Below are 23,100 nucleotides of genomic sequence, written 5' to 3' on the forward strand. Positions count from 1 at the left end.
GTCAGGCCGCGACGCCCTGGATGCCGGCAACGATCGATGCGGCACCGAACAGGATGAAGACGCCGATGATGACGGTCGCTCCGAAACGCCAGTTGAGGCGGCCGGTCAGCATCATGAAGCCGACGGCGGCCACGGCCATCACGGCAACAGCAGTGGCGACATTGCCGAGCAGCGTGCCCTGCAGCCAGCCGAGCGCATTGACGATCGGGCCGGAGCCGGCCGGATCGGTAGCCTGCGCCATGGCGGCGGTGGGGCTGAGAAGCAGGGCCAGTGCGGCCGCGCGGGTAACGATCGATTTCAAGTCGGACTACTCCCGTGAGTGATCGGCCAGGCGACCCATGATCGCGGCCACGTAATTCTGCGTTTCGCGGATGCGCGGAATGCCATTCGCACGCTCCACCCGGCCGGGGCCGGCATTGTAGGCGGCAAGCGCCTTTTCGAGGTCGCCGTCGAAGCGGTCGAGCTGTTCGCGGAGGTAGCGCGCGCCACCTTCCAGATTAGCAAAGGGATCGCGCGGGTCGACGCCGAGCTCGCGCGCGGTGCCGGGCATCAACTGCGCGAGGCCCTGCGCCCCGACCGGGGAGACGGCATTGTGCCGCCAGCGGCTTTCCTGCCACACGACCGCCTCGATGAGCGAAGGCGAGAGGTCGAAGCGGGCAGCCAGCTCGTTGACCTTGGCGCGGTAGGCATCGGGGACGCCTGCGGCATGGCGCGCGGTATCGCCGATAATATGGTCCGGAATTTCGAGTTCCGCGGGGACAGCGGAAAGCTCTGCAAACGTTGCGATTTCCGCAAGGTCAGCCGGCTGCGCGGCGCCAGCACCGGATATCCAGCGCGCGCCGTCCGCATCGATCTCCATGACATCCGCCTTCGCCGGGAAGGCGGCGGGCAGCGTACAGGCCAGTCCTGCAGCTATTGCCCAGTGTGTACGAATCATCGTCGAACACCCTCCGTGCGGCCCCTTTGCGGACCTTACATGACATCAGGGTGACAAGAAGCTGAATGCAGGGGAAATCCTCAGCTTTCGACGTGGCTGCACAAGGAAACGGCCCGCCTTCCAGATCGGAAAGCGGGCCGCAAAGGCTCGGTGTTTACGCTGTCAGCGGCTGGCGAGCGCCGCGTAATCCTTGAAGTCCTGCCCATCGACCATAGCCAGCCCCCGCCTTGCAAGGACGCGCGAGTCGACCCACTGGCCGCCCGCAGTCTCGAGCCGGTAGCGATCCCGGAGGGCTGCAGCCTCGGCAAACTTGGCGCGCGCCGCGTCTTCCTGGCCCAGGCGCGCGAGCGCGATGCCGTGATTGATCAGCCTCGCCGGATCGTCATTGGCAAGGTCGCTGTTTTCGATCGCGGCGAGCGCGGCGAGATCATTGCCGGCGATAAGCTCCTCGTAGCCGACATCCATCGAAGGCGCGGGGCTAGCCACTACCTCGATCGGGCCCGAACCCATGACCATCAGCGTAGCGGCAGCGATGAGCGACATATGATTTTTCTCCCAAGTTCTTGGATGAGAATATGCGGGTTTGTTTCAGCGCCCGCAACAAAACCGTAACATTGTCACAAATCTGCAATGGAGGGCCTGAGCCGGATTTCCTGTTGAAACTGCAACAGAACGGTCACGAAGCATCACAAACTGTCACACGCCGCCCCTAGCCGGCGAATCGCGATCACGAATTCGCATTCGAGTTTTCCGATTCACCCGGTTTTTGAGGGGACCGTACCCGTGACCAATTTCCACCATTCGCTTGTTCTTGGCTGCTCCGCACTGGCGCTGAGCGCCTGCGGGGCCGACGAAATCGTTTCGCCCGGCACCGGCGGTAACATAACCATCAACAACCCGACGCCGACTCCCACGCCGACGCCGACGCCCACCCCGACCAGCTCGCTCGTCACCCCGGCCAACGGCTGTCCGACGATCAGCGACCCGCAGGGCCTGACCGACAGCGGAACCATCACCGGCCCGACCGGCGAATACCGCGTCTGCACGCTGCCCGCGCGCTTCAACGCCAGCTCGACCCTGCCTTACATCAACGGCCTGCTCTATCGCATCAACGGCCGCGTCGATGTCGGCACCGATGGCGGTCCGGCTCCGGACGCCAGCGACGGCCTGTCGGACACCAATGTCGAGCTGACCATCGAGCCGGGCGTGATCCTCTACGCATCGGGATCGAGCTTCCTTAACGTCAACCGCGGCAACACGATCGAGGCCAACGGCACGGCCGAGCGCCCGATCGTCTTCACCAGCCGCGACAACGTCCTCGGCCTCAACGGCGGCAGCTCGTCGGGCCAGTGGGGCGGCGTGGTCCTTTCGGGCCGCGCACCCGTCACCGACTGTATCGCTTCGGGCGCAACCCCGGGCAGCGTGAACTGCGAGCGCCAGGTCGAGGGTGCGGCAGACCCCGCGATCTTCGGCGGCGCAACGCCTGGCGACAGCTCGGGCAGCATGAAGTTCGTCCAGATCCGCTATTCGGGCTTCGTCCTTTCGGGCGACAACGAACTGCAGTCGTTGACCACGGGCGGCATCGGTTCGGGCACGACACTGGAAAACATCATGAGCTTCAACAGCTCGGATGACGGCGTCGAATTCTTCGGTGGCCGCGTCAATGTGAAGCGCATGATCGTGGTCGGCGCGGAAGACGACAGCATCGACACCGACACCGGCGTCAAGGCCAATCTGCAATACGTCATCGCCATCCAGCGCCCCGGCGCAGGCGACACGATCATCGAAGCCGATTCCGACAACGCCTTCAACGATTCGACCCCGCGCCAGGACACCCGCATCTCGAATGCGACCTTCGTCCACCAGAACGCGATCGACCAAGTCGTGCGTATCCGCGGCTTTGCCGACTACCGCATCGCCAACTCGGTCATCTGGTCGCGCAACGACACGCGCTGCCTGCGCATCGACGGCCAGGAAGAACTGACCCGCGCCGCCAATGCCGCCGTCGACGAAGCTGGCCCGGTCGCCTTCGACTCCCTGGTCCTCGACTGCGCCACGCCCTTCCGCGACAGCTCGGGCGCGACCGCAGCCGACATCAAGGCGGTGTTCGATGCAGGCACGAACAACAATTCGGCCTTCACCAACACGCTGTCGATGCTGTTCGTAAACGGCGCGAACGAGAATGCCGTGCCGGTGTTCAACGTGACTGCCTGGTCGAGCTTCTTCGAACTGCCGACCAACATCGGCGCTGCCTTCCCCGGCAACAACACCTGGGTGAACGGCTGGACCTGCAACTCGGCCACGGTGACTTTCGACAATGCCGTGACCGCCTGCACCAGCCTGCCGGTCTACAACTAATCGCCTTTGCGGGGCGGGGGCGGTGCATCGACGCATCGCTCCCGCCTTCAATCCATTCAGCGGGGGCACGTCTCCCGTAACGACACCGACCTAGTTCAAGGGGGTCATTCCAATGTCCACTGGCAAGCAGCTTGCAGGGCTGCTCCTGCTTACCACCGCCCTCACCTATCCCGCCGCCGCGATTGCGCAGAGCACCGGCGAAGAGGATGAGGTTTCCGACACCCAGCCGGCTGAAGAGGCCGCGGAAGAAGAGCAGGTCGAAGAACAGGCGCAGCCCGATATTTCCGTGCCCGGCGGCGCGATCATCGTGACCGGTCGCCGCCAGCGCGACGTCACGCGCTCGTCGAGCCAGGTCATTACCGTGCTCGATACCGAGAGCATCGCCCGCACCGGCGAAGGCGACATTGCAGGCGCATTGGGGCGCGTGACCGGCCTTTCGACGCAGGGCAACGGCCTCGTCTACGTGCGCGGCCTCGGCGACCGCTATTCGCTGGCGCTGCTCAACGGCCTTCCGCTGCCCTCGCCCGAGCCACTCAGCCGCGTGGTGCCGCTCGACATCTTCCCGACCAACGTGGTCGCATCGAGCCTCGTCCAGAAAACCTATTCGGCCAACTTCCCCGGTGAATTCGGCGGCGGCGTGATCAACCTCACGACCCGCGCCATCCCGACGGAAAGCTTCGTCACGATTTCCGGCTCGATCAGCGGCGACAGCGAGACCACTTTCGGGCCCGGTTACAGCTATCATGGCGGCGCCTACGACTGGACCGGCTTCGACAATGGCCGCCGCGACATTTCCAACTATGCCGCGCTGCAGGGCTTTTTCGACAGCGGCGCGCGCATCGGCGACGATGATGTCGACCTGCGCGGCATCTTGGGCGACCTCAACGACCCGAACCTGATCCTGGTCCAGAAGATCGGCGACCTACCGGTGAATTTCTCTGCCGGCCTCACCGCCGGCACCGCCGTGGACGTGTTTTCGGACGGCCAGTTCGGCGTCATTGCCACGGCATCGATCAGCAACAAGTGGCGCAACCGCTTCATCACGCGGCAGACCGCCAACAATGCCGAACTGGAACTCGACAGCGACTTCCGCGAATTCGCGACCGACAACCGCATGCTCGTGAACGGCCTGCTCGGTTTCGGGCTGGAAGTCGGGCAGCACCGTTTCCGCCTGACCAACCTCTTCATCCGCGATACGTTGAAACGCGCATCGCTGGCGGAAGGGACCGATCTGCAGGATGACGATGACGAACTGATCCAGGAGACCGGCTGGTACGAACGCCAGCTGTTCAACACGCAGGCCGTGGCCGAGCTGGAGTTCAACGACCTCTCGATCGACCTGCGCGGCGGCTATGCCCAGACGCAGCGCGAGGCGCCGTTCGAATACCGCTTCGAATATGCCGACAACAAGAACCCGAACGATCCGTTCGCCGGCATCTTCCTCAACACCCTCGACCCGCAGCGCGGCGGCGCGCTGGTGGCCTTTTCGGACCTGACCGAGGACCTCTATTACGGCGGCATCGACGTCGGCTACGTGTTCACCGACTGGCTCGCCGCCACTGTCGGCTATGCCTATACGGACACCAGCCGCCTCTCGAGCCGCCGCGAGTTCGACATTCGCGCTTCGACCACCTTTCCGACGGTCTTCGGCGCCTTCCGGCCCGACAATCTTCTGGGTGATGCGCTGCTCGACCTCGCCTTCGACCGCGAGGCGCAGGCGGCTGCAGGCCTCGAGCCCTACGAACTCAACATCTTCGAGACGACCCAGACCGACCCGGCCTTCCAGGCTAACCTGACGATCCACGGCGCCTATGCCAAGGCGACGCTGACCCCGATCGAGGTGGTCTCGCTCGACCTCGGTGTGCGTTACGAAGACGCCGACCAGTCGGTCCGGGCAGTCGAGGTCTTCGCCGACCCGATCGGTTCGACCAGCAGCACTGCACTCGCCAACAGCTACTGGCTGCCGGGTGCGACGCTGACATGGGAGATCACCGACGACCTGCAGTTCCGCGCCAGCGCGTCCAAGACGATCGCGCGCCCGCAGTTCCGCGAGCTCATTTTCCAGACCTATTTCGATCCGGAGACCAACCGCCAGTTCAACGGCAACCCGCGCCTCGTGGACAGCGAGCTGATCAATGCCGAAGCGCGCCTCGAATATTACTTCGATGCCGGCAGCAGGATCAGCGTCGCGGGCTTCTACAAGGACATCGAGAACCCGATCGAGGTCTTCACCAGCTTCTCGGACAACGACATCATTTCCGGCTTTGCCAATGCGCCCAAGGCCCAGCTGTATGGTGGCGAGCTCGAGATCCAATGGAACTACGACCTCTACGACCTCGGCGAATGGTTCGACACCAAGCGCTTCGTGGCGATTGCGAACTATACCTACACGCAGTCGGAGATCAGCGTCGGGCCGGACGATATCGCGCAGGTCTTCCCCTTCGCGGACCAGCCGGCGACGAACTTCTTCGACGACGGCGTTCCGCTTACCGGCCAGTCCGACCACCTCGTGAATATCCAGTTGGGCCTCGAGGACACGGAAACGCTGAGCCAGTTCACGGTCCTGCTGAAATATGCCAGCGAGCGTGTGACCAGCCGCGGCGCAGGCCCGCTGCCCGACATCATCGAGGAGCCGGGCTTCCAGCTCGACCTCGTGGCACGGCAGGGTTTCGACCTCTTCGGCAGCGAGCTCGAGCTCAAGCTGGAGGCACGCAACCTTACCGGAACCGACCACCAGGAATTCCAGACCAACGGCACGAACCGGGTGGACGTGAACAGCTACACGGTCGGTCGCAGCGTCAGCCTCGGGGCTTCGCTGAAGTTCTGAGCCTCGCTCGCAAGCAAGATGAAAGGGCCGCCCCGCACGGGAGCGGCCCTTTTTTTGTGCCTTCGAAGGTCTCAGTGGCTGTCGTAGACATACCCCATCGAACGCACGGTCCTGATCGGATCTCCTGCACCAACGGCCCGCAGCGCCCGGCGCAGTCGGCCGATCCAAACGTCCACGGTCCGCTCGTCTATCGGGGGCTCCTGCTTGCCGAGCCCGTCGATCAGGTCCTGCCGCGACAAGACGCGGTCGGCATTTTCGGCGAAGTAGCGCAGGAGGCGGAATTCATTGGGCCGCAGCGATATGGCCTTGCCACCCCAGCGTGCCTGCAAGGCGCCCATGTCGATTTCCAGCTCGCCCAGCATGAACGGTCGCCCGGCGATAAGGCCAGCCTTGCCCGTCCCAAGCGCGAGCACGCGGTCGAGCACCGTGGTGCGATCGACCGGCCCTACGAGGTAATCGTCGGCCCCCGCAGAGAGCGCACGCCGCTTGTCTTCAGCATCGCAGCTTTCGAGCACCATGGTGATATGCGCATGGGCCGTGCGCGGGTCTGCGCGCAGTCGGCGGCACATCTCGAGGCCCGAGAGATCGTCCAGCACCCAGTCAACGAAAGCGCATATCGGACCTTCGATCAGCCGCTGAGGGCCTGCGGGCGTCAGCCGGTCGAAGCGGTAGATCGCCTCGCCGTGATCGAATTCGGGAAAACTGGCCCCATTCTCGCCTGTCATGAGGATCGTAATGACTTCCACCCGCAGCACCCTTCAGCCCCGTTGCAGAGGCTTCGATGGCGCACGGATGTGACTGCGATGTGACCGTAAAAGGCGGGTTGTAACAAAACGGCGCCCGACCCGATCAGGGACGGACGCCGCCGGTTGTTTGCCTGGACGAAGAGCGGTTTAGGCCGCTTCTTCCTTGGTCTTCTTGCCGCCGTGGACCTGGATCGGGTCCTTCTTGCCTTCGACCACGTCGGCGTCGATCACGATTTCGGTCACGCCGTCCATGTCGGGCAGGTCGAACATGGTGTCGAGCAGGATGCCTTCGACGATCGAGCGCAGGCCGCGTGCCCCGGTCTTACGCTTGATGGCCTTTTCGGCGATCGTCTTGAGCGCGTCTTCCTGGAAGGTCAGTTCCACGTCCTCGAGCTCGAACAGCTTCTGGTACTGCTTGACCAGTGCGTTCTTCGGCTCGGTCAGGATGGTGACCAGCGCTTCCACGTCGAGATCGCGCAGCGTGGCGATGACCGGCAGACGGCCGACGAATTCGGGGATCAGGCCGAACTTGAGGAGATCTTCCGGTTCGCCCTTTTCGAGCAGTTCGCCCACGCGGCGCTTGTCCGGATCGGCGACATGCGCGCCGAAGCCGATCGAACGCTTCTGCAGGCGGTCGGCGATGATCTTTTCCAGCCCTGCGAACGCGCCGCCGCAGATGAACAGGATGTTCGTCGTGTCGACCTGCAGGAATTCCTGCTGCGGGTGCTTGCGGCCGCCCTGCGGCGGGACGCTGGCCGTGGTGCCTTCCATCAGCTTGAGCAGCGCCTGCTGCACGCCTTCACCCGACACGTCGCGAGTGATGGAGGGGTTTTCCGCCTTGCGGGTGATCTTGTCGATTTCGTCGATGTAGACGATGCCGTGCTGGGCCTTCTCGACGTTGTAGTCGGACGCCTGCAGCAGCTTGAGGATGATGTTCTCCACGTCCTCGCCCACGTAACCGGCTTCGGTCAGCGTGGTGGCGTCGGCCATGGTGAAGGGCACGTCGAAGGTGCGCGCCAGCGTCTGGGCCAGCAGCGTCTTGCCCGAACCGGTCGGACCGACCAGCAGGATGTTCGACTTGGCGAGTTCGACGCCGTCTGCCTTGCCGCTGTGCTTGAGGCGCTTGTAGTGGTTGTGCACCGCAACCGAAAGGACGCGCTTGGCGCGGTCCTGGCCGATCACGTAATCGTTCAGCGTGGCAAAGATTTCCGAAGGGGTCGGGACGTCGCCGTCCTTCTTGCCGGAGATGCCGGCCTTCGTTTCCTCGCGGATGATATCGTTGCACAGCTCGACGCATTCGTCGCAGATGAACACGGTCGGGCCCGCGATCAGCTTGCGCACTTCGTGCTGCGACTTGCCGCAGAAGCTGCAATACAGCGTGGATTTGCTATCGGTACCGCTCAACTTGGTCATATCCTGCTCTGTCCCGCTGTTTCTCCCGTTTTACGGGGATTCGCCGACATTAGGCCGGTGCGGGATTGGGTCAATATCATAGGTAAGGTCATCCCCTTGCCACAAGCTGAAGCGGCAAGGTTGCCCAATTCCTACGACGATTTCGCAACAGTCCGGTTGCGGGACGGTCAAAACCGCCCCGCCACGGCGCTGTCTTACTCGGGCGCGCCGCCCGAGCCCTTGTCTTCGTCCTTGGTCGGCTCCTCGCCACCTTCGGTTTCCGGACGGGCTTCGAAAACCTTGTCCACGATGCCGAACTTCATCGCTTCGTCGGCTTCGAGGAAGGTGTCGCGGTCCATCGCCTTCTCGATCGCGGTGAGGCTCTGGCCGGTATACTTCACATAGAGGTCGTTCATGCGCTTGCGGATGCGCAGGATTTCGCGAGCCTGGATCTCGATGTCCGACGCCATGCCGCGTGCACCGCCAGACGGCTGGTGGACCATGATACGGGCATTGGGCAGTGCGATACGCATGCCGGGTTCGCCAGCGGCCAGCAGGAAGCTGCCCATCGAGGCAGCCTGGCCGATGCAGACGGTCGAAACGCGCGGCTTGATGTACTGCATGGTGTCGTGGATCGCCATGCCGGCCGTCACCACGCCACCGGGCGAATTGATGTACATGCTGATCGGCTTGGAAGGGTTCTCGCTCTCGAGGAAGAGCAGCTGTGCCACGATCAGCGACGCCATGTTGTCTTCCACCTGGCCGGTTACGAAGACGATGCGTTCGCGCAGCAGGCGGCTGAAGATGTCGAAGGCCCGTTCGCCCCGGCTCGACTGCTCGACCACCGTGGGCACCAGCGCCCCGGTTACGGGGTCGTGGGTGAACTGGCCCTGGGTGCCGTGTGCATCGTTGCCGAACAGGTTGATCATGTAGGTCCTCGTCTGGATTGGTTCGGGCCTATGTCGCGATAGCTGGCAGGATGTTCAAGGCCTTTAACCACCCCGCCAGCCCGCACCTGTGGGTTCCATGTCGTTCGTCGGGCGACAAAGCGCTTCGTCGGCATCGATCCCGTCTTTGTCGAAGGTCGATTCAAGCATTCGGCTACGATTGTAAACGACAGCCATGGTGAGAACGACAAAACACCCATTTCGCAGGATTTTAGCGCTCACGACGAGCGCAGTTGCGGCATTGATCGCAAGCCCTGCCCTTGCGCGGGACACCGCACATGCCAATGCCGTGCCGCCCGGCGAACCTGCCCCTGCCGCCACCGGCGCGCGGGTGTTCGAACCGTCCTATTTCGCCCAGTTCGCGCCGCGCAACGCGCTCGACATGGTCAGCCGCATCCCGGGCTTCACCATTTCGGGCGGCAACGACAACGGCCAGCGCGGTCTCGGCCAGGCGAACCAGAACGTGCTGGTCAACGGCCAGCGGTTTTCCAGCAAGTCCGACAGCCTGCGCGACCAGTTGGCGCGCATTTCCGCCGACGATGTCGTGCGGATCGAGCTGGTCGACGGCAACATGCTCGAAATACCCGGCCTCACCGGCCTCGTCGCCAACGTGATTTACGAGAATACGGGCGCATCGGGGCAATTCCGCTGGAACACCGGCTTTCGTGCGCACAATACCGAGGCGCAGCTCTATGGCGGCGAAATCTCGCTTTCGGGCACCAGCGGCAAGCTCGACTTCACCGTCGCCCTGTCGAACGACAACAACCGCTTCGGCGCGGATGGTCCGACATGGATCTACGGCCCCGACGGCGCGCTGCTGGAAGAACAGAGCACGAAGTTTTCCGGCGGGTTCGACAATCCAAAGCTCGCCACGAACTTCACCTATCGCTTCAGCGAGGACACCATCGCCAATCTCAACCTGAGTTACGGCGAGGACTTCTTCTTCCGCAACGAGCCGGAAATCGGCACGCCGGTCAGCGGCCCCATGCGCTTTCGCGGCGTGGTGGTGCGCGAGAACGGCCCCGAATACGAAATCGGCGGCGACATCGAATTCCCGCTCGGCCCGGGCAAGCTCAAGCTGATCGGGCTGGAACGGTACGAACGCGACAATTTCTCGAGCGAAGTGGTCGACAGCTTCGACGACGGCTCGCTTCCCACCGGCTCCCGCTACGAGCAGATCAATGGCATCGGCGAACGTATCGGCAGGTTCGAATACGGCTGGTCGATGCTGGGCGCTGACTGGCAATTGTCGGGCGAGGCGGCGTTCAACCGGCTCGAGCGGGCAGCCTCGCTGTTCACGCTGGCGCCGGACGGCCGGTTCGAGCCGGTGCCCTTCCCCTTCGGCAACGGCGGGGTTAGCGAGGACCGCTATGAAGGTGCCTTGAGCTTCTCCAAGGCGATCACGCCCAAGCTATCGGTGCAGGCGATCGCCTCTGGCGAATTCTCGACCATCGAACAGACCGGTGTTGCTGCCAATTCGCGCAGTTTCCGGCGGCCCAAGGGCTCGCTCGCCTTCACGTGGAAGCCGGAAGACGATTTCGACGTCTCGCTGACCGCGGCGCGGCGGGTCAGCCAGCTTTCCTTCGGCGACTTCCTTGCCAGCGTATCGCTCAACGAGGACAACGAGAACGGCGGCAACAACGAGCTTGTCCCCTACCAGAGCTGGGACCTCGAACTGGAGGTCAACAAGGGACTGGGCGCATGGGGATCGCTCAAATTCCAGGCACGCCAGGCCTGGTTCGAGGATTTCATCGACTGGTTCCCGCTGCCCGACGGGCGCGAGGCACGTGGCAATATCGGCGATGCCGACCGCCTGCATCTTGCCCTTTCCGGCACGATCAAGTTCGATCCCGTAGGCCTCGAAGGCGCCCGCTTCGATTTCGAGGCGGTGAAGCGCTGGATGAGCGTGACCGACCCGTTCACCGGAGAAGACCGGCCCTTCTCCTACGATCTGATCGACAGCTTCTCGGGCGACTTCCGCCACGATATCCCGAAATCCGACTGGGCCTATGGTGCAGGCATCTTCACGAACAGCCAGGCGCCATATTCGCGGCGCTACGAGATCGGACGCAACTGGGAAGGGCCGACCTTCGCCAACGTGTTCATCGAGCACAAGGACGTGATGGGCCTGACCGTGCGCGCACTGGTCGGCAACGTACTCGGGGCTCGCAACAATTTCGAGCGCACAGTTTTCGACGGATCGCGACCCGATGGCGACGTCCTGTTCCGCGAAGTGACCGACCGGCGCATCGGCCCGATCTTCCGCTTCACGGTCAGCGGCGACTTCTAAGCGCGTTTGCAAAGCGGCGGCCCTGTGGCAGGAAGGCGGCATGACGCCTCGCCTGCTCAGCGCCGCCGCGCTTCTCGCCGCCGCCTCCCCGCTTGCCGCACAGGAGGTTGCCACCCCGCCCGTCGCCGAACGCTCCGCGACCGATGGAGAAAGGCTTTCGCCCGGCGATACCGCCGCCCGCTATGCCGAGCGGATCGCGGCAATCGACGACGCTGGGCCAACGATCAATTCGGTCATCGTCTACGACACCAACCCGCGCGAAGGGGCAAATGCGATCAACGGCGCCAGCCTGCTGGCGGGCCGCACCGTGCTGGTGAAGGACAATATCGAGACAAGCGAATGGCCGACCACGGCAGGCAGCCTCGCGCTGATCGGCAACAAGACCGGGCGCGATGCGCCCCTGATTGCCAACCTGCGCCGAAACGGCGGGTTCGTCCTCGGCAAGACCAACCTCTCCGAATGGGCCAATATCCGCGACAATGATTCCACCAGCGGTTGGAGCGCGGTGGGCGGACTGACCCGTAACCCCCACGCCATCGACCGCAACGCCTGCGGCTCGTCCTCGGGCAGCGGCGCGGCAGTGGCAGCGGGGCTTGCCTGGGCCGCCATCGGGACCGAGACCAACGGGTCGATCACCTGCCCGGCAAGCATCAACGGTATCGTCGGTTTCAAGCCCAGCGTTGGGCTCGTCAGCCGCACCCATGTCGTACCGATTTCGAGCACGCAGGACACCGCAGGACCGATGACGCAGACCGTCGCAGACGCGGCGCTGCTGCTGAGCGCGATTGCCGGCGAAGACAGCGCGGATGCGGCCACCATCGGCGTGCCGCGCCAGGCGGACTATTGGTCGGGCCTCGGCGATTTCAGCCTGCAAGGCGTGCGGATCGGCGTAATGCGCAAGCAGGTCGGCAATCGCGACGATCTGAAGGATGTCTTCGAGACGGCGCTCGGAGATCTCGAAAAAGCAGGAGCGATCATCGTCGACATCGAGTTCGATCCGAACACCGAAATGTACGGCGACAGCTTCACCGTGCTGATGTTCGAACTGCGCGAGGAAATGGGCAAATACCTCGCCAGCCTGCCGGGCGAGAACCTTCCTCGCAGCCTTGCCGAGCTCATCGCCTTCAACACCTTCAATGCGGGCGAGGAAATGCGCTGGTTCGGGCAGGACCTGTTCGAGCTTGCGGTAACCACCACCGACCGCGCCGCCTATGAAAAGGCGCGCGAGAACGCTGTGCGCATCGCGGGCGTCGAGACGCTCGACAAGCTGATGGCGGACAATGACGTGGCCTTCCTGGTCGCCCCCACCCGCGGCCCCACATGGACGACCGATCTCGTCAACGGGGACAATTTCAACGGCAGCATCGGCTTCGGCTCGCCTGCAGCCATTGCCGGCTATCCGCACCTGACCGTGCCGATGGGCCAGATCGAGGCGCTGCCGGTCGGCATCAGCTTCTTCGGCGGCAAGTGGCGCGATTTCGAAGTCCTGCAACTGGGCGCGGCCTACGAGCGCGTTCGCAGCGCCGAACTGGCAACGCCTTCGCTACAGCGGTGGAGCCCTCCGGCCGAAGCGGACAAGTAAGCGCGGATGGAATTCGATCCGCGCATCTTCCTGTTCGTCCTGTTCGGTCTCGGGCTGACCCTCGCGGTCACGCTGGAGAAATGGCTGGCCAGGTTCTGGCTGTCGCTTCCCATCGTCTATGTGGCGGCGGGTTATCTCGTCTTCTCGCTCCCGATCGGATTGCCGCACGTCAACCCGACCGTCGACGGCTTCGATGCGGTAGCCCTCGAATATGTGACAGAGTTCATCGTCATCGCCTCGCTGATGGCGGCGGGCATTGCGATCGACCGCCCGGTCAGCTGGAAGAACTGGGGCCAGATCTGGCCCTTGCTGCTGGTCGCCATGCCGGTGACGATCGCAGCGGTGGCTTGGCTCGGCTGGTGGGCTTTGGGCCTTGCGCCAGCCTCTGCCTTGCTGCTGGGGGCGGCGATGGCACCGACCGACCCGGTGCTGGCCCGCAGCGTCCAGGTAGGTCCGCCGGGCGAGAACAAGCGGCACGACGTACGCTTCTCGCTCACCGTCGAAGCGGGCCTCAACGACGGCCTCGCCTTTCCTTTCACCTACCTTGCGATTGCCGCAGTGGGCATGAGTTCGGTCGGCGCCTGGACGCTGGAATGGGCCGCGCTCGACCTCGTCTGGCGGATCGTCGCGGGCGTCGCGATGGGCTGGGCCGTGGGCCGCGCGGGCGCCTGGTACGTGTTCGAGCGCGAAGCCGACGCGCCTATCGAAGAACTGGAGAACGAGGAGGACGGCGGCGTCGACCAGCCGACCTATTCGACCAGCGAAGGGCTGATCGTGCTCGGCACGCTGCTGCTTGCCTATGGGCTTGCGGAGATGGTCGAAGGCTATGGCTTCATCGCCGTCTTTGTCGGGGCAGTCACGGCACGGCAGCGCGAGAACCGCAGCCGCTATCACAAGCTGAGCCACCACTTCATCGACCAGATCGAGCAGATCGTGCTGGTCGCGGTGCTCTTCGGTTTCGGTGCCATGCTGGCAAGCGGGGTGCTGGACGCGCTGACCTGGCCGGCTGCTCTCGTCGGGCTGGCGCTGATCTTCGTCATCCGCCCGGTTGCGGGACTGATGGCAGAGGCGAATTGCGACCTGCCGCTGGTCGGCAAGATGACCGTCGCTTTCCTGGGTGTGCGCGGGATGGGGTCGATCTACTACCTCGCCTACGGGCAGAACCACGCCGATTTCGAAGGGCTGGACCTGCTCTGGGCGCTGGCGAGCTTCATCATCCTCACCTCGATCGTCGTGCACGGCATCCTTGCAGGGCCGCTGATCCGCCATGCGGAGCGCCGGAATGCCCATATCCATGACGGGCAGGAAGACACGATAGATCGCCTCACGCCCGAAAGCAGGAGCTTGAGGGTCCAGCCCGACCCCAAGCTCTAGCGCTGCAGGCAAGCAAAAGGGCGGCCGGATCGCTCCGACCGCCCTCGAATGCTTTTTGAAGAAGGATTACTTCTTGGCGGCAGGCTTCTTGGCAGGAGCCTTCTTGGCAGCGGGCTTCTTGGCCGCGGCCTTCTTGGCGGGAGCCTTCTTCTCGCCTTCGTCCTTCTTGGCAGCTGCCTTTTTCGCCGGAGCCTTCTTGGCCGGCTTGTCGTCGGCCTTCTTGTCTTCGGCCTTCTTGGCAGGAGCCTTCTTCTTGGCCGGAGCCTTCTTCTTGGCAGGCTTGGCCGCTTCGGCGGTTTCTTCCGCTTCGATGGCAGCTTCCAGTTCCTCGCGCGTCACTTCGCGGTCGGTGATTTCGGCCTTGTCGAACAGGAAGTCGACGACCTTGTCTTCGTAAAGCGGGGCGCGCAGCTGGGCGGCGGCCATCGGCTCCGACTGGACGTACTGGATGAAGCGTTCACGGTCTTCGGCGCGGTACTGCTGGGCCGCCTGCTGGATGAGCATGCTCATTTCCTGCGAGGTGACCTGCACGTTGTTGGCCTGGCCGATTTCCGACAGCAGCAGGCCGAGGCGCACGCGGCGCTCGGCGATAGAGCGGTAGTCGTCCTTCTCGGCTTCGATTTCCTTCAGCATGGCTTCCGGATCGTCCGAACGGGCGGCTTCCTGCTGAAGCTGGGTCCAGATCTGGTCGAACTCGGCATCCACCATGCCCTGCGGCACGGCGAAGTCGTGACCGGCAGCCAGCTGGTCGAGCAGCGAGCGCTTCATCTGGGTGCGGGTAAGGCCGGCAGTTTCCTGCTCGAGCTGGCCGCGCATCAGTTCCTTGAGCTTGTCGAGACCGTCGAGGCCGAAGTTCTTGGCGAAGGCATCGTCGATTTCCGTCTCGCCCTCGACCTTGACCGCCTGCACGGTCACGTCGAATTCGGCTTCCTTGCCGGCAAGGTGCGCGGCTTGGTAATCTTCGGGGAAAGTGACCGTGATGGTCTTCTTGTCGCCCGTCTTCACGCCGGTCAGCTGGTCTTCGAAGCCAGGGATGAACATGCCCGAGCCAAGCACCAGCGGGGTGTTCTCGGCCTTGCCGCCTTCGAATTCGACGCCGTCGACACGGCCCACGAAGTCGATGATCAGCTGGTCGCCATCGGCAGCCTTCTTCGACTTGGCAGCGTCCTTGTAGCTCTTGTTGTTGGCGGCGAGCATCTTGATCGCGTCCATGACCTGCTCGTCGCTGACGGGGACCGTCAGGCGTTCGATGGCAAGACCGTCGACCGAGGGAGCCTCGATCTGGGGGAGCACTTCGAGCTCGACCGTGACCTTGGCGTCCTTGCCGTCGGCATAGTCGGCGCCGAGTTCGACCTTGGGCTGCATCGCGGGACGCAGTTCATTGTCGGCCATGACCTTGTCGACCGATTCGCGGATCATGTCGTTCACGGCCTGCGCGTGCAGCTGTTCGCCATGCATCTTGCGGACGAGATTCGCCGGGACCTTGCCGGGGCGGAAGCCGGGCATCTTCACCTGCGGGGCGATCTTCTTGATCTCGCTATCGATCCGGCCGTCGATTTCCTTGGCCGAAATGGTGATCGAATAGGCGCGCTTCAGGCCGTCATTGGCGGTTTCTTTGATCTGCATGGGATGAAAACTCGTGACTTTCCAAGTGTCTAAATATGGCGCGAAGGCTAAACACGTCCGTGACGGACTGGTGCGGGCGAAGGGACTCGAACCCCCACATCTTGCGATACTGGTACCTAAAACCAGCGCGTCTACCAGTTCCGCCACGCCCGCTAACCCGAACGAAGCTGCACGTAGGCGACGGGCGCCACGCGTATAGGCGCGTGCCTCTAGTCGGGTCGGGCGAAAAGGGCAAGCGCGGCAGCGCGCCGGGAACGTCCTGTCCCCGCGAGACGTTTTCAAACTGCTGCCGACCGAGCAAAGGACGCACCATGGCCACACAGCCCGACCCCGACCGGATCGACCCCTCCGCCCCGCCGGAGATGCCGCCCCCGCAGCAGCCGAACGAAAGCCCGATGGAAGAGCCGCCCGGCATCGAGCCGCTCCAGCCGGACTATGACGAACCCTCGCCCTCCCCGCTGGAGACCCCGCCCCCGCCGGATTGACCTTGCGGGCAGGCGCAAGCGCGACTAGTGGCGCGACCCATGAGCGACGACACCAAAGCAGACCTTCCGCCCGACCACCTTTCGGTGAACCCCAAGAGCGAGCATTTCGACGTCGAAGTGCTGAAGCGCGGCGTGGGAATCCGCTTCAAGGGCCGCGAGCGGACGGACATCGAGGAATATTCGATTTCCGAAGGCTGGGTGCGCGTTCAGGCCGGCAAGACGGTCGATCGCAAGGGCAATCCGCTGACGCTGAAGCTGAGCGGCCCGGTCGAAGCCTGGTACGAAGACCTGGGCGACAATCCGCCGGTCAACAAGGCCGGCTGATCACTCCGCGTAATCGGCGAAAGCCGACAGGAACTCGCGCGAGGTCTTCCTCGGCGCGGGAGTTCGCGCGATCTGCACGGATGCTGCAGGACGCGGGCTGCGGGCCTTGTCGGAATAGATGAACCCGGCCGTCGGCCAGCGCGTGGTTCCGAGGTCGCCGATCGGTGCATACCAGACCTGCACCTCGCTCCAGTCGTTGGCCGCCGAAACGTCCTGTGCCAGCACGTCCTTCTCGACCTGCCCGCGGCGTCCGTTGATGGGCGACCAGTTCGCATGGTCGAGCAGCACGCGGCGCGAATCGATCACGCGGCTGACGGTCGCGACATGGCCCAGTTCCATCGAACGGTGGGGCCTGAAGGCCAGTACTGCGCCGGGGCGCGGCGCGCTGCCGGTCACATAGCGGCCCTGCGCCTGGTCCCACCAGGTATGCGCATCGCCATAAAGCTCGATCCCCGAAACCTCGCGCGCATAGGGCGCACACTGGATGTAGGCGGTCAGTTCCTCGGACCCGTCGCTGGCATGGGCGGGTGCGCCCGACATGGCGGTCGCAGCGAAAAGACAGGCGGCGGTGGATGCGGCAAGCTTTCTCATGCCTCCGGCATAATCGGACATGGTTAAGACAGGCCTAAGCCGCGCGCACTTGCCAATTTGCCCGCAAGAGGCCACTTGCCGCGACAGAATGAACGCCTCCAAACCCACCGTGATCATCATCGGCCGGCCCAATGTGGGCAAGTCCACCCTGTTCAACAGGCTGGTCGGCAAGAAACTCGCCCTGGTCGACGACCAGCCCGGCGTCACGCGCGACCGCCGGATGGGCGATGCCGTGATCGCGGGTCTCGAGTTCACCGTGGTCGATACCGCAGGCTGGGAAGACGAGGACGCCGAAACTCTCCCCGGCCGCATGCGCAAGCAGACCGAGGTCAGCCTCGAAGGCGCCGATGCCGCGCTGTTCGTGATCGATGCGCGAGCAGGCATCACCCCGCTGGACGAGGAAATCGCCCGCTGGCTGCGCGAGCAGGAAGTGCCGGTCGTGCTCGTCGCCAACAAGGCCGAAGGCAAGGCGGCAGAAGCAGGCATCTACGAAAGCTATTCGCTGGGCCTGGGAGAGCCGCTGGGCATCTCGGCCGAACACGGCGAAGGCGTGGCCGACCTGTTCGGCGGGTTGTGGCCGCTGATCGGAGCCAAGGCCGAAGAAGCCGAAACGGCTGCCGAGTTCGAGAGCGAAGACGATGAAGAGGCCCTGTCAGGTCCGCTCAAGCTGGCGATCGTCGGGCGTCCCAATGCCGGCAAGTCCACGCTGATCAACCAGCTGCTCGGCGAAGACCGCCTGCTGACCGGACCCGAGGCCGGGATCACCCGCGATTCCATCGCCGTCGACTGGGAATGGTTCGATCCCAAGGCCAGCGAGACGCGCCAGATCCGCCTGATCGACACCGCCGGCATGCGCAAGCGTGCCCGCGTGGTCGACAAGATCGAGAAGCTGTCGGTCGCCGACGCGCGCCGCGCGATCGATTTCGCCGAGGTCGTGGTGCTGCTGCTCGATGCGACCAAGGGGCTCGAACACCAGGACCTCAAGATCGCCAGCCAGGTACTCGAAGAAGGCCGTGCGCTGATGGTCGCGATCAACAAGTGGGACATCGCCGAAAACGCCAGCTCGCTGTTCAACGGCATCCGCGAGGCGCTGAACGAAGGGCTGGCACAGGTTCGCGGCGTGCCGCTGTTCGCCGTGTCCGCCAAGACCGGCAAGGGCCTCGACACCATGCTGTCCGCGGCCTTCGAACTACGCGAGGCGTGGAGCCGCCGCGTGCCGACAGCGGCACTCAACCGCTGGTTCGACGACGCGCTGGAAGCAAACCCGCCGCCCGCGCCCAAGGGCAAGCGCATCAAACTGCGCTACATCACCCAGGCCAGCACCCGCCCGCCGCGCTTCGTCGTGTTCGGCACGCGGCTGGACATGCTGCCCAAGAGTTACGAGCGCTACCTCGTCAACGGCATCCGCCAGAAGCTGGGCTTCGATGCCGTGCCGGTCCGCGTCGTGCTGAAGTCACCCAAGAACCCCTACAAGAAGGATTGATCGCGATGCCGGTCGACCTGCTCCTCAGCCTGCCAGGGATCGACATCATCGAGCGCACGAGTTCGAGCGTCCGCGTCCAGAACGTGGTGCAGCTGTCGCTGGCACCCGCCTTCCTCCTTGCCGGTATCGGCGCGGTCATGAACGTCATGACCAACCGGCTGATCTGGGTCGCCAACAAGATCGAGCGCATCCTTGCCGCCGACGAGGCGGGCGAGGCAGGCGATCTGGTAAAGGAACTGCCCGCGCTGGAACGCCGCCGCGTGCTGGCCCAGCGCGCGGTGATGCTGAGCACCGCATCGGCTTTCACCATCAGCATCGTCATCATGCTGCTGTTCGTGAGCGCCTTCATCCGCACCCCGCTGGGAACGCTCGTCGCGCTCTCGTGGCTCGTCACCATGGCGCTGCTGATGGCAGGTCTTGCGGCGTTCCTCATGGAAACGCGCACCGCGGCAAGGCGCAATCACGAACGCATGGTCGAGCGCATCGGCGGCGACTGACCGTATTTCCGCCTCCGGTCGGGGACAGGCCGACGCTACGGAAAGGCGACTATCCCTGCGTTATCTGCCGTTAATCGGTGCCGCTCCAGCCTCCCTTTCGAGCAAGGGAGATTTGCCATGCAGAGAATCAGCCTCTCGATCGTCCCCCACGGGGAAGACCACGCGCTGGAATTCGACGCGCTCGACATTGCCGCCGCCCTCATGATTGCCGACATCAATGCCGCCGAGGGACCGGCCGAACTGCGCGAAGGCACGCGGCACATCGCCACCCTGCGCCGCCGCGGATCGGGCGGCGCGGTCTTCTGGGAAGTGTCGTGAGCGGGCCGGCCTAGCCGGCGTTTTCCTGCGCGTCGCCGGCGGGCTTGGAGTTGAGCTGGACGTAATTCTGCAGGCCCATGCGTTCGATCATGTCGAACTGGGTCTCGAGGAAGTCGACATGCTCTTCCTCGCTTTCGAGGATGCGCTCGAAAATTTCGCGGCTGACATAGTCGCGCACGCTTTCGCAGTGTTCGATCGCATCGCGCAGCAGCGGGATCGCCTCGTTTTCCATCGCGAGGTCGGCGCGCAGGATTTCCTCGACCGTCTCGCCGACCTTGAGCTTGTGGATGGCCTGGAAGTTGGGGAGCCCGTTCAGGAACAGGATGCGTTCGGCAAGGATGTCGGCGTGCTTCATCTCGTCGATGGATTCGTGCCGCTCGTACTCGGCCAGCTTGCTGACGCCCCAGTCGGCCAGCACGCGGTAGTGCAGCCAGTACTGGTTGATTGCCGTCAATTCGTTGGTCAGCGCCTTGTTGAGGTATTCGATGGTTTTCGGATCGCCCTTCATGGCCCTGTCCCTTTGCCTGGATTGAGGGCCGGACTATGCGTCCACAGGCGCCTGCGGGCAAGGCGGGAAACGCGAAAAAATGGCGGAAATCCGCCAGTTGCGAGCGATTTTCAGTAGCGGTTTGTTACCGGCTGCAGGCCGGTTCGAAGGCCATTTCGCGCTCTTCGAAGATGATCGCATCGGCTTCGTCGAGGCAGGCGCCGCAATTGGGCCGCTTGCCGAGCGCGGCATAGCAGGCTTCCGCGTCGCCCGAAACGCGGCGCGCCGTGGCACGCAGGTCGGTTTCGCGGATGGCATTGCAGATGCAAGTGTACACGGTGTCGAGGTCCTTGCGATTGATTCGCAAGAGCAGATGTATTGCGAATTAGTCGCAATAGCAAGCCTTCACCGTTTGAGCGCGAACATCCGCCCATAGGTCAGGCAGCGCCACAGCCATTCGAGCGGTCCGTAGCGATAGCGTTCCAGCCACGGCTTCGACCATGCCAGCATCAGCACCCAGGCCGCCAGCACGAAGCCATACAGCTCGATTCGCCCGAAGCGCGCGAACAGGTCGAGGCCCCAGTTGCCGAACACGAACAGCATCACGATCGAGGTGCCGAGGTAGTTGGTGAAGGCCGCACGACCCGCGGCGGAGACCCGGTCGGCCAGCCAGCTGCCGGCTTTCGGCGCATGGAGCGCGAGGAGCACGGCAAGGCCGAGCACCATCAACAGGCGCGGGATATGCGACCACCCGACGAATGCGGCGAGCGTGCCGTAATAGGTGAGCCCTGCGTTCTTCGTCGCCACGGCGATCCACAGGTGGAGGACTGCGCCTATGACCAGCCCGGCCCAGGCCCAGCCACGCAGCTTGCGGCTGTCCCAGCGCCCGTCGAACAGGCCCTTCTGGTAGAGCACCATGCCGAACAGCATCAGCGGCAGCGTCTCGAAGGCGAAGAAGAACAGCGACATCGCCGGTCCCGAGGCGTGTTCGGTGATATTGTGTTCGACATAGTCGAAATAGGTGCCGTCCTGCCGGATTACGGTCTCGGCGCGCCCGTCGGCCAGGTCCTCCTCGGCGGCGACCTGCAGTTCCTGCTGCATCGGGGCGAAGACGGCATTGTCCTGGTGGTCGCCATCGGCGGCAACCTGCATGAAGATCGTCATCATGCCGTAGAGCAGTGCACCCGCGATATAGGCGAGGATGCCGAACACCAGCTTCTTGCGCAAGCTCATGCCGATGAAGACGGCCACGGCGATGAGCCCGCTGATGGCGTAGAGGAACAGGATGTCCCCGCGCCAGATGAAGTAGAAATGGATCAGCCCGAACAGGCCGAGCCACAGTAGGCGCTTAACCTGCAACCAGACCGTGCCGCCCTTGGCCCAGACGCGCTCCATGAAGAGGTATAGCCCGGCCCCGAACAGCAGGCTGAACAGCCCTCGCATCTTGCCGTCTATCAGGACGAACTGGGCGACCCACAGCCAGCCGTCGGCCGGGCCCGGCTCGGTCGCGAAGCCATCGGGGAACATGTAGGCGGTGAACGGCTGGCCCATCGCGAAGATATTCGCGGCAAGGATGCCCATAACGGCGAGGCCGCGGATGAAGTCGAGGCTGGCAATCCGCCCGCCGGTTTCGGCAATCGGCTGCGGCCGGTCCGGTGTCGTCGCTTCGCTGACCATGATCCCCCCTTGTCCGAAGCGGGGTCTACGCCTCTGCCCGGCAGGGTGACACCCCCGCCAGCCGACCTGCGCACAGCTTTCGACGAATGCCGCTCAGCGGGTGACGAGGCAGTCCTGCCCGCTACGCTTGAGCGAAGCGCAGGCGGACGCGGCCTCGGAGCGGCTGGCATAGCCCGATGCATAGAGCACGGTCAGCTTGCCCGAAGCCTTCTCGAGCTTGTCACGTCCGGCGACCTCGGGCCGCGATGCCAGTTGCCGCCACATGCGGTCGGCATTCCCGGCCACGGCGAACGAGCCGAGCTGGACCTTCCATTCGCCGGCAGGCTTCGTAGCCGGCGCTTTCGGCGCGGCAGGCTTGGCCGGAGCGGGTGCAGGCGCGGCCAGCGCTGCGACAGTTACCGGGGCCTTGTGGACCTGGACGGGCTTGGGGGCAGGTGCAGGAGCAGGCGCAGGGGCGGCGGGCTCTTCCGTAGCCCCCAGAGCGAGATCGACCGCGGCAAGGTCACGCGCACGGCGCGATTCGGCGTCTGCCCTGATCGAGACGGCCAGCGCCTGGGCCTGCTGGCGCTGCTCCAGCGGGATATATTCGTCCATCTGCGCCAGAGCGCTCGCCGCCTGTGGCAGGCCCGTGCTGTTGGCCAGCGTCAGAAGGGCATAGGCGCGCGGCCAGTCCTTGTCGGCAAGGTCGCCGTTGAAATGCGCGATACCGAGGAGATATTGCGCACGCGGATCGCCCCGCCCTGCCGCGCCCGCGACATAGGGCATGGCCTTCTCCCGCTCCCCCTTCTGGAACAAGAGCAGGCCGTACTGGTCGGCCGCGCGCAGGTGCCCCTGTGCCGCCGCCTGCGCATAGAGGGTCTCGGCCTGCGCATCGTCCGCCGGCACGCCGCGGCCAAGCCGGTAGGCCTGCGCGAGATTGAACTGCGCATCGGCATCGCCCGAGCGCGCCGGTTCGCGCCATTCGCGTACGGCAGCATCGTAATTGCCCGCGCTCCACGCATCGACTCCGGCCTTCACGTCGGCCAGCGCCGAACCCGCAGGCAGCAGCACCGCGAGCGCTGCGAGCGCTGCGCAAATGCCTGACTTGTGGAGCTTCATCTGCACGTCCCCGTCCTTTTCCCTGTGCCGGTGGATACCCGCCGAGGCGGTCTGATAGCAA

The 23,100-nt window shown here is 64.3% G+C and carries 22 protein-coding genes and 1 tRNA gene; 10 read left to right on the forward strand and 13 right to left on the reverse strand.

Features of this window, described 5'->3' with window-relative positions; genetic code table 11:
- Position 1: 1 nt before the first annotated feature.
- The 3 genes from LCL94_RS03920 to LCL94_RS03930 form a co-directional block, all read right to left on the reverse strand.
- Complete coding sequence (locus LCL94_RS03920) at positions 2-301, reverse strand: TrbC/VirB2 family protein (RefSeq protein ID WP_224831070.1); 300 nt, start codon at positions 299-301, stop codon at positions 2-4.
- A 6-nt stretch (positions 302-307) separates the two neighbouring features.
- Positions 308-937, reverse strand: a complete 630-nt coding sequence (locus LCL94_RS03925; RefSeq protein WP_224831071.1) for a lytic transglycosylase domain-containing protein — start codon at positions 935-937, stop codon at positions 308-310.
- Positions 938-1,099: 162 nt separating this feature from the next.
- Positions 1,100-1,480 carry a hypothetical protein gene (locus LCL94_RS03930; protein WP_224831072.1) on the reverse strand — a complete coding sequence of 127 codons (381 nt, stop codon included), beginning with the start codon at positions 1,478-1,480 and terminating at the stop codon, positions 1,100-1,102.
- Positions 1,481-1,720: 240 nt separating this feature from the next.
- Here LCL94_RS03930 and LCL94_RS03935 point away from each other — a divergent pair, with 240 nt between their 5' ends.
- A complete protein-coding gene (locus LCL94_RS03935; protein WP_224831073.1) occupies positions 1,721-3,295 on the forward strand; it encodes a hypothetical protein in 1,575 nt (524 codons plus the stop codon).
- 112 nt (positions 3,296-3,407) lie between these two features.
- Complete coding sequence (locus LCL94_RS03940) at positions 3,408-6,122, forward strand: TonB-dependent receptor domain-containing protein (RefSeq protein ID WP_224831074.1); 2,715 nt, start codon at positions 3,408-3,410, stop codon at positions 6,120-6,122.
- A 71-nt stretch (positions 6,123-6,193) separates the two neighbouring features.
- On the opposite strand, the gene LCL94_RS03945 is transcribed toward LCL94_RS03940, so the two are convergent.
- The 3 genes from LCL94_RS03945 to LCL94_RS03955 all read right to left on the reverse strand — a co-directional run bounded on the left by LCL94_RS03945 (position 6,194) and on the right by LCL94_RS03955 (position 9,189).
- Positions 6,194-6,868, reverse strand: a complete 675-nt coding sequence (locus tag LCL94_RS03945; protein WP_224831075.1) for a response regulator transcription factor — start codon at positions 6,866-6,868, stop codon at positions 6,194-6,196.
- Positions 6,869-7,015: 147 nt separating this feature from the next.
- A complete protein-coding gene (gene clpX / locus LCL94_RS03950; RefSeq protein ID WP_160608057.1) occupies positions 7,016-8,281 on the reverse strand; it encodes an ATP-dependent Clp protease ATP-binding subunit ClpX in 1,266 nt (421 codons plus the stop codon).
- A gap of 194 nt (positions 8,282-8,475) precedes the next feature.
- Positions 8,476-9,189: an ATP-dependent Clp protease proteolytic subunit gene (locus tag LCL94_RS03955; protein WP_160608059.1), complete on the reverse strand. Its 714-nt coding sequence runs from the start codon at positions 9,187-9,189 to the stop codon at positions 8,476-8,478.
- Between the two features lie 259 nt (positions 9,190-9,448).
- On the opposite strand from LCL94_RS03955, the gene LCL94_RS03960 reads away from it, so the two are divergent.
- From LCL94_RS03960 to LCL94_RS03970, 3 genes are read left to right on the forward strand one after another with little or no spacing between them, the layout of a single operon-like run.
- Positions 9,449-11,497 (forward strand): TonB-dependent receptor plug domain-containing protein, encoded by a 2,049-nt coding sequence (locus LCL94_RS03960; RefSeq protein ID WP_224831076.1) that lies wholly within the window; start codon positions 9,449-9,451, stop codon positions 11,495-11,497.
- Between the two features lie 40 nt (positions 11,498-11,537).
- Positions 11,538-13,079, forward strand: coding sequence for an amidase (locus LCL94_RS03965; RefSeq protein ID WP_224831077.1), 1,542 nt, complete (start codon positions 11,538-11,540; stop codon positions 13,077-13,079).
- A 6-nt stretch (positions 13,080-13,085) separates the two neighbouring features.
- On the forward strand, positions 13,086-14,453 hold the full coding sequence (locus LCL94_RS03970; protein WP_224831078.1) for a cation:proton antiporter: 1,368 nt from the start codon (positions 13,086-13,088) through the stop codon (positions 14,451-14,453).
- 66 nt (positions 14,454-14,519) lie between these two features.
- On the opposite strand, the gene tig is transcribed toward LCL94_RS03970, so the two are convergent.
- Together tig and LCL94_RS03980 are read right to left on the reverse strand one after the other, a co-directional pair.
- Positions 14,520-16,079, reverse strand: coding sequence for a trigger factor (gene tig, locus LCL94_RS03975; protein ID WP_224831079.1), 1,560 nt, complete (start codon positions 16,077-16,079; stop codon positions 14,520-14,522).
- 68 nt (positions 16,080-16,147) lie between these two features.
- Positions 16,148-16,232: transfer RNA gene (locus tag LCL94_RS03980), tRNA-Leu, on the reverse strand.
- 158 nt (positions 16,233-16,390) lie between these two features.
- Here LCL94_RS03980 and LCL94_RS03985 point away from each other — a divergent pair.
- Both LCL94_RS03985 and LCL94_RS03990 read left to right on the forward strand, forming a co-directional pair.
- The gene (locus LCL94_RS03985) at positions 16,391-16,564 is read left to right on the forward strand and encodes a hypothetical protein (RefSeq protein ID WP_170290011.1); all 174 of its coding nucleotides are present in this window, start codon (positions 16,391-16,393) and stop codon (positions 16,562-16,564) included.
- Positions 16,565-16,603: 39 nt separating this feature from the next.
- A complete protein-coding gene (locus tag LCL94_RS03990; protein ID WP_222553829.1) occupies positions 16,604-16,888 on the forward strand; it encodes a DUF3297 family protein in 285 nt (94 codons plus the stop codon).
- Here LCL94_RS03990 and LCL94_RS03995 read toward each other — a convergent pair whose 3' ends face one another.
- A complete protein-coding gene (locus tag LCL94_RS03995) occupies positions 16,889-17,500 on the reverse strand; it encodes a CHAP domain-containing protein (protein WP_412070771.1) in 612 nt (203 codons plus the stop codon). It lies immediately after the preceding gene.
- Between the two features lie 67 nt (positions 17,501-17,567).
- Here LCL94_RS03995 and der point away from each other — a divergent pair, with 67 nt between their 5' ends.
- The 3 genes from der (at position 17,568) to LCL94_RS04010 (ending at position 19,777) form a co-directional block, all read left to right on the forward strand.
- A complete protein-coding gene (der, locus tag LCL94_RS04000; RefSeq protein ID WP_224831080.1) occupies positions 17,568-18,962 on the forward strand; it encodes a ribosome biogenesis GTPase Der in 1,395 nt (464 codons plus the stop codon).
- A 5-nt stretch (positions 18,963-18,967) separates the two neighbouring features.
- Positions 18,968-19,459, forward strand: coding sequence for a DUF2721 domain-containing protein (locus LCL94_RS04005; RefSeq protein ID WP_160608075.1), 492 nt, complete (start codon positions 18,968-18,970; stop codon positions 19,457-19,459).
- A gap of 117 nt (positions 19,460-19,576) precedes the next feature.
- Positions 19,577-19,777, forward strand: coding sequence for a hypothetical protein (locus LCL94_RS04010; RefSeq protein WP_224831081.1), 201 nt, complete (start codon positions 19,577-19,579; stop codon positions 19,775-19,777).
- 10 nt (positions 19,778-19,787) lie between these two features.
- Here LCL94_RS04010 and bfr read toward each other — a convergent pair whose 3' ends face one another.
- The 4 genes from bfr to LCL94_RS04030 form a co-directional block, all read right to left on the reverse strand.
- Complete coding sequence (bfr, locus tag LCL94_RS04015) at positions 19,788-20,285, reverse strand: bacterioferritin (protein ID WP_160608079.1); 498 nt, start codon at positions 20,283-20,285, stop codon at positions 19,788-19,790.
- A 124-nt stretch (positions 20,286-20,409) separates the two neighbouring features.
- Entirely contained in the window at positions 20,410-20,601 is a 192-nt protein-coding gene (locus tag LCL94_RS04020) for a bacterioferritin-associated ferredoxin (protein WP_222554188.1), read from the reverse strand.
- A gap of 68 nt (positions 20,602-20,669) precedes the next feature.
- Complete coding sequence (locus tag LCL94_RS04025; protein WP_224831082.1) at positions 20,670-21,941, reverse strand: DUF418 domain-containing protein; 1,272 nt, start codon at positions 21,939-21,941, stop codon at positions 20,670-20,672.
- Between the two features lie 93 nt (positions 21,942-22,034).
- Positions 22,035-23,039 carry an SPOR domain-containing protein gene (locus LCL94_RS04030; protein WP_224832658.1) on the reverse strand — a complete coding sequence of 335 codons (1,005 nt, stop codon included), beginning with the start codon at positions 23,037-23,039 and terminating at the stop codon, positions 22,035-22,037.
- Between the last annotated feature and the right edge of the window lie 61 nt (positions 23,040-23,100).

The organism is Qipengyuania gaetbuli (assembly GCF_020171365.1).
Classification (GTDB): Bacteria; Pseudomonadota; Alphaproteobacteria; order Sphingomonadales; family Sphingomonadaceae; genus Qipengyuania; species Qipengyuania gaetbuli_B.

Coding starts and splice junctions, on each gene's coding strand:
- LCL94_RS04010 (WP_224831081.1), top strand. CDS start 19,577: ATGCAGAGAATCAGCCTCTCGATCGTCCCCCACGGGGAAGACCACGCG.
- LCL94_RS03990 (WP_222553829.1), top strand. CDS start 16,604: ATGAGCGACGACACCAAAGCAGACCTTCCGCCCGACCACCTTTCGGTG.
- LCL94_RS03930 (WP_224831072.1), bottom strand. CDS start 1,480: ATGTCGCTCATCGCTGCCGCTACGCTGATGGTCATGGGTTCGGGCCCG.
- LCL94_RS04025 (WP_224831082.1), bottom strand. CDS start 21,941: ATGGTCAGCGAAGCGACGACACCGGACCGGCCGCAGCCGATTGCCGAA.
- LCL94_RS03940 (WP_224831074.1), top strand. CDS start 3,408: ATGTCCACTGGCAAGCAGCTTGCAGGGCTGCTCCTGCTTACCACCGCC.
- tig (WP_224831079.1), bottom strand. CDS start 16,079: ATGCAGATCAAAGAAACCGCCAATGACGGCCTGAAGCGCGCCTATTCG.
- clpX (WP_160608057.1), bottom strand. CDS start 8,281: ATGACCAAGTTGAGCGGTACCGATAGCAAATCCACGCTGTATTGCAGC.
- LCL94_RS03925 (WP_224831071.1), bottom strand. CDS start 937: ATGATTCGTACACACTGGGCAATAGCTGCAGGACTGGCCTGTACGCTG.
- LCL94_RS03995 (WP_412070771.1), bottom strand. CDS start 17,500: ATGTCCGATTATGCCGGAGGCATGAGAAAGCTTGCCGCATCCACCGCC.
- bfr (WP_160608079.1), bottom strand. CDS start 20,285: ATGAAGGGCGATCCGAAAACCATCGAATACCTCAACAAGGCGCTGACC.
- LCL94_RS03965 (WP_224831077.1), top strand. CDS start 11,538: ATGACGCCTCGCCTGCTCAGCGCCGCCGCGCTTCTCGCCGCCGCCTCC.
- LCL94_RS04005 (WP_160608075.1), top strand. CDS start 18,968: ATGCCGGTCGACCTGCTCCTCAGCCTGCCAGGGATCGACATCATCGAG.
- LCL94_RS04030 (WP_224832658.1), bottom strand. CDS start 23,039: ATGAAGCTCCACAAGTCAGGCATTTGCGCAGCGCTCGCAGCGCTCGCG.
- LCL94_RS03955 (WP_160608059.1), bottom strand. CDS start 9,189: ATGATCAACCTGTTCGGCAACGATGCACACGGCACCCAGGGCCAGTTC.
- LCL94_RS03985 (WP_170290011.1), top strand. CDS start 16,391: ATGGCCACACAGCCCGACCCCGACCGGATCGACCCCTCCGCCCCGCCG.
- der (WP_224831080.1), top strand. CDS start 17,568: ATGAACGCCTCCAAACCCACCGTGATCATCATCGGCCGGCCCAATGTG.
- LCL94_RS03970 (WP_224831078.1), top strand. CDS start 13,086: ATGGAATTCGATCCGCGCATCTTCCTGTTCGTCCTGTTCGGTCTCGGG.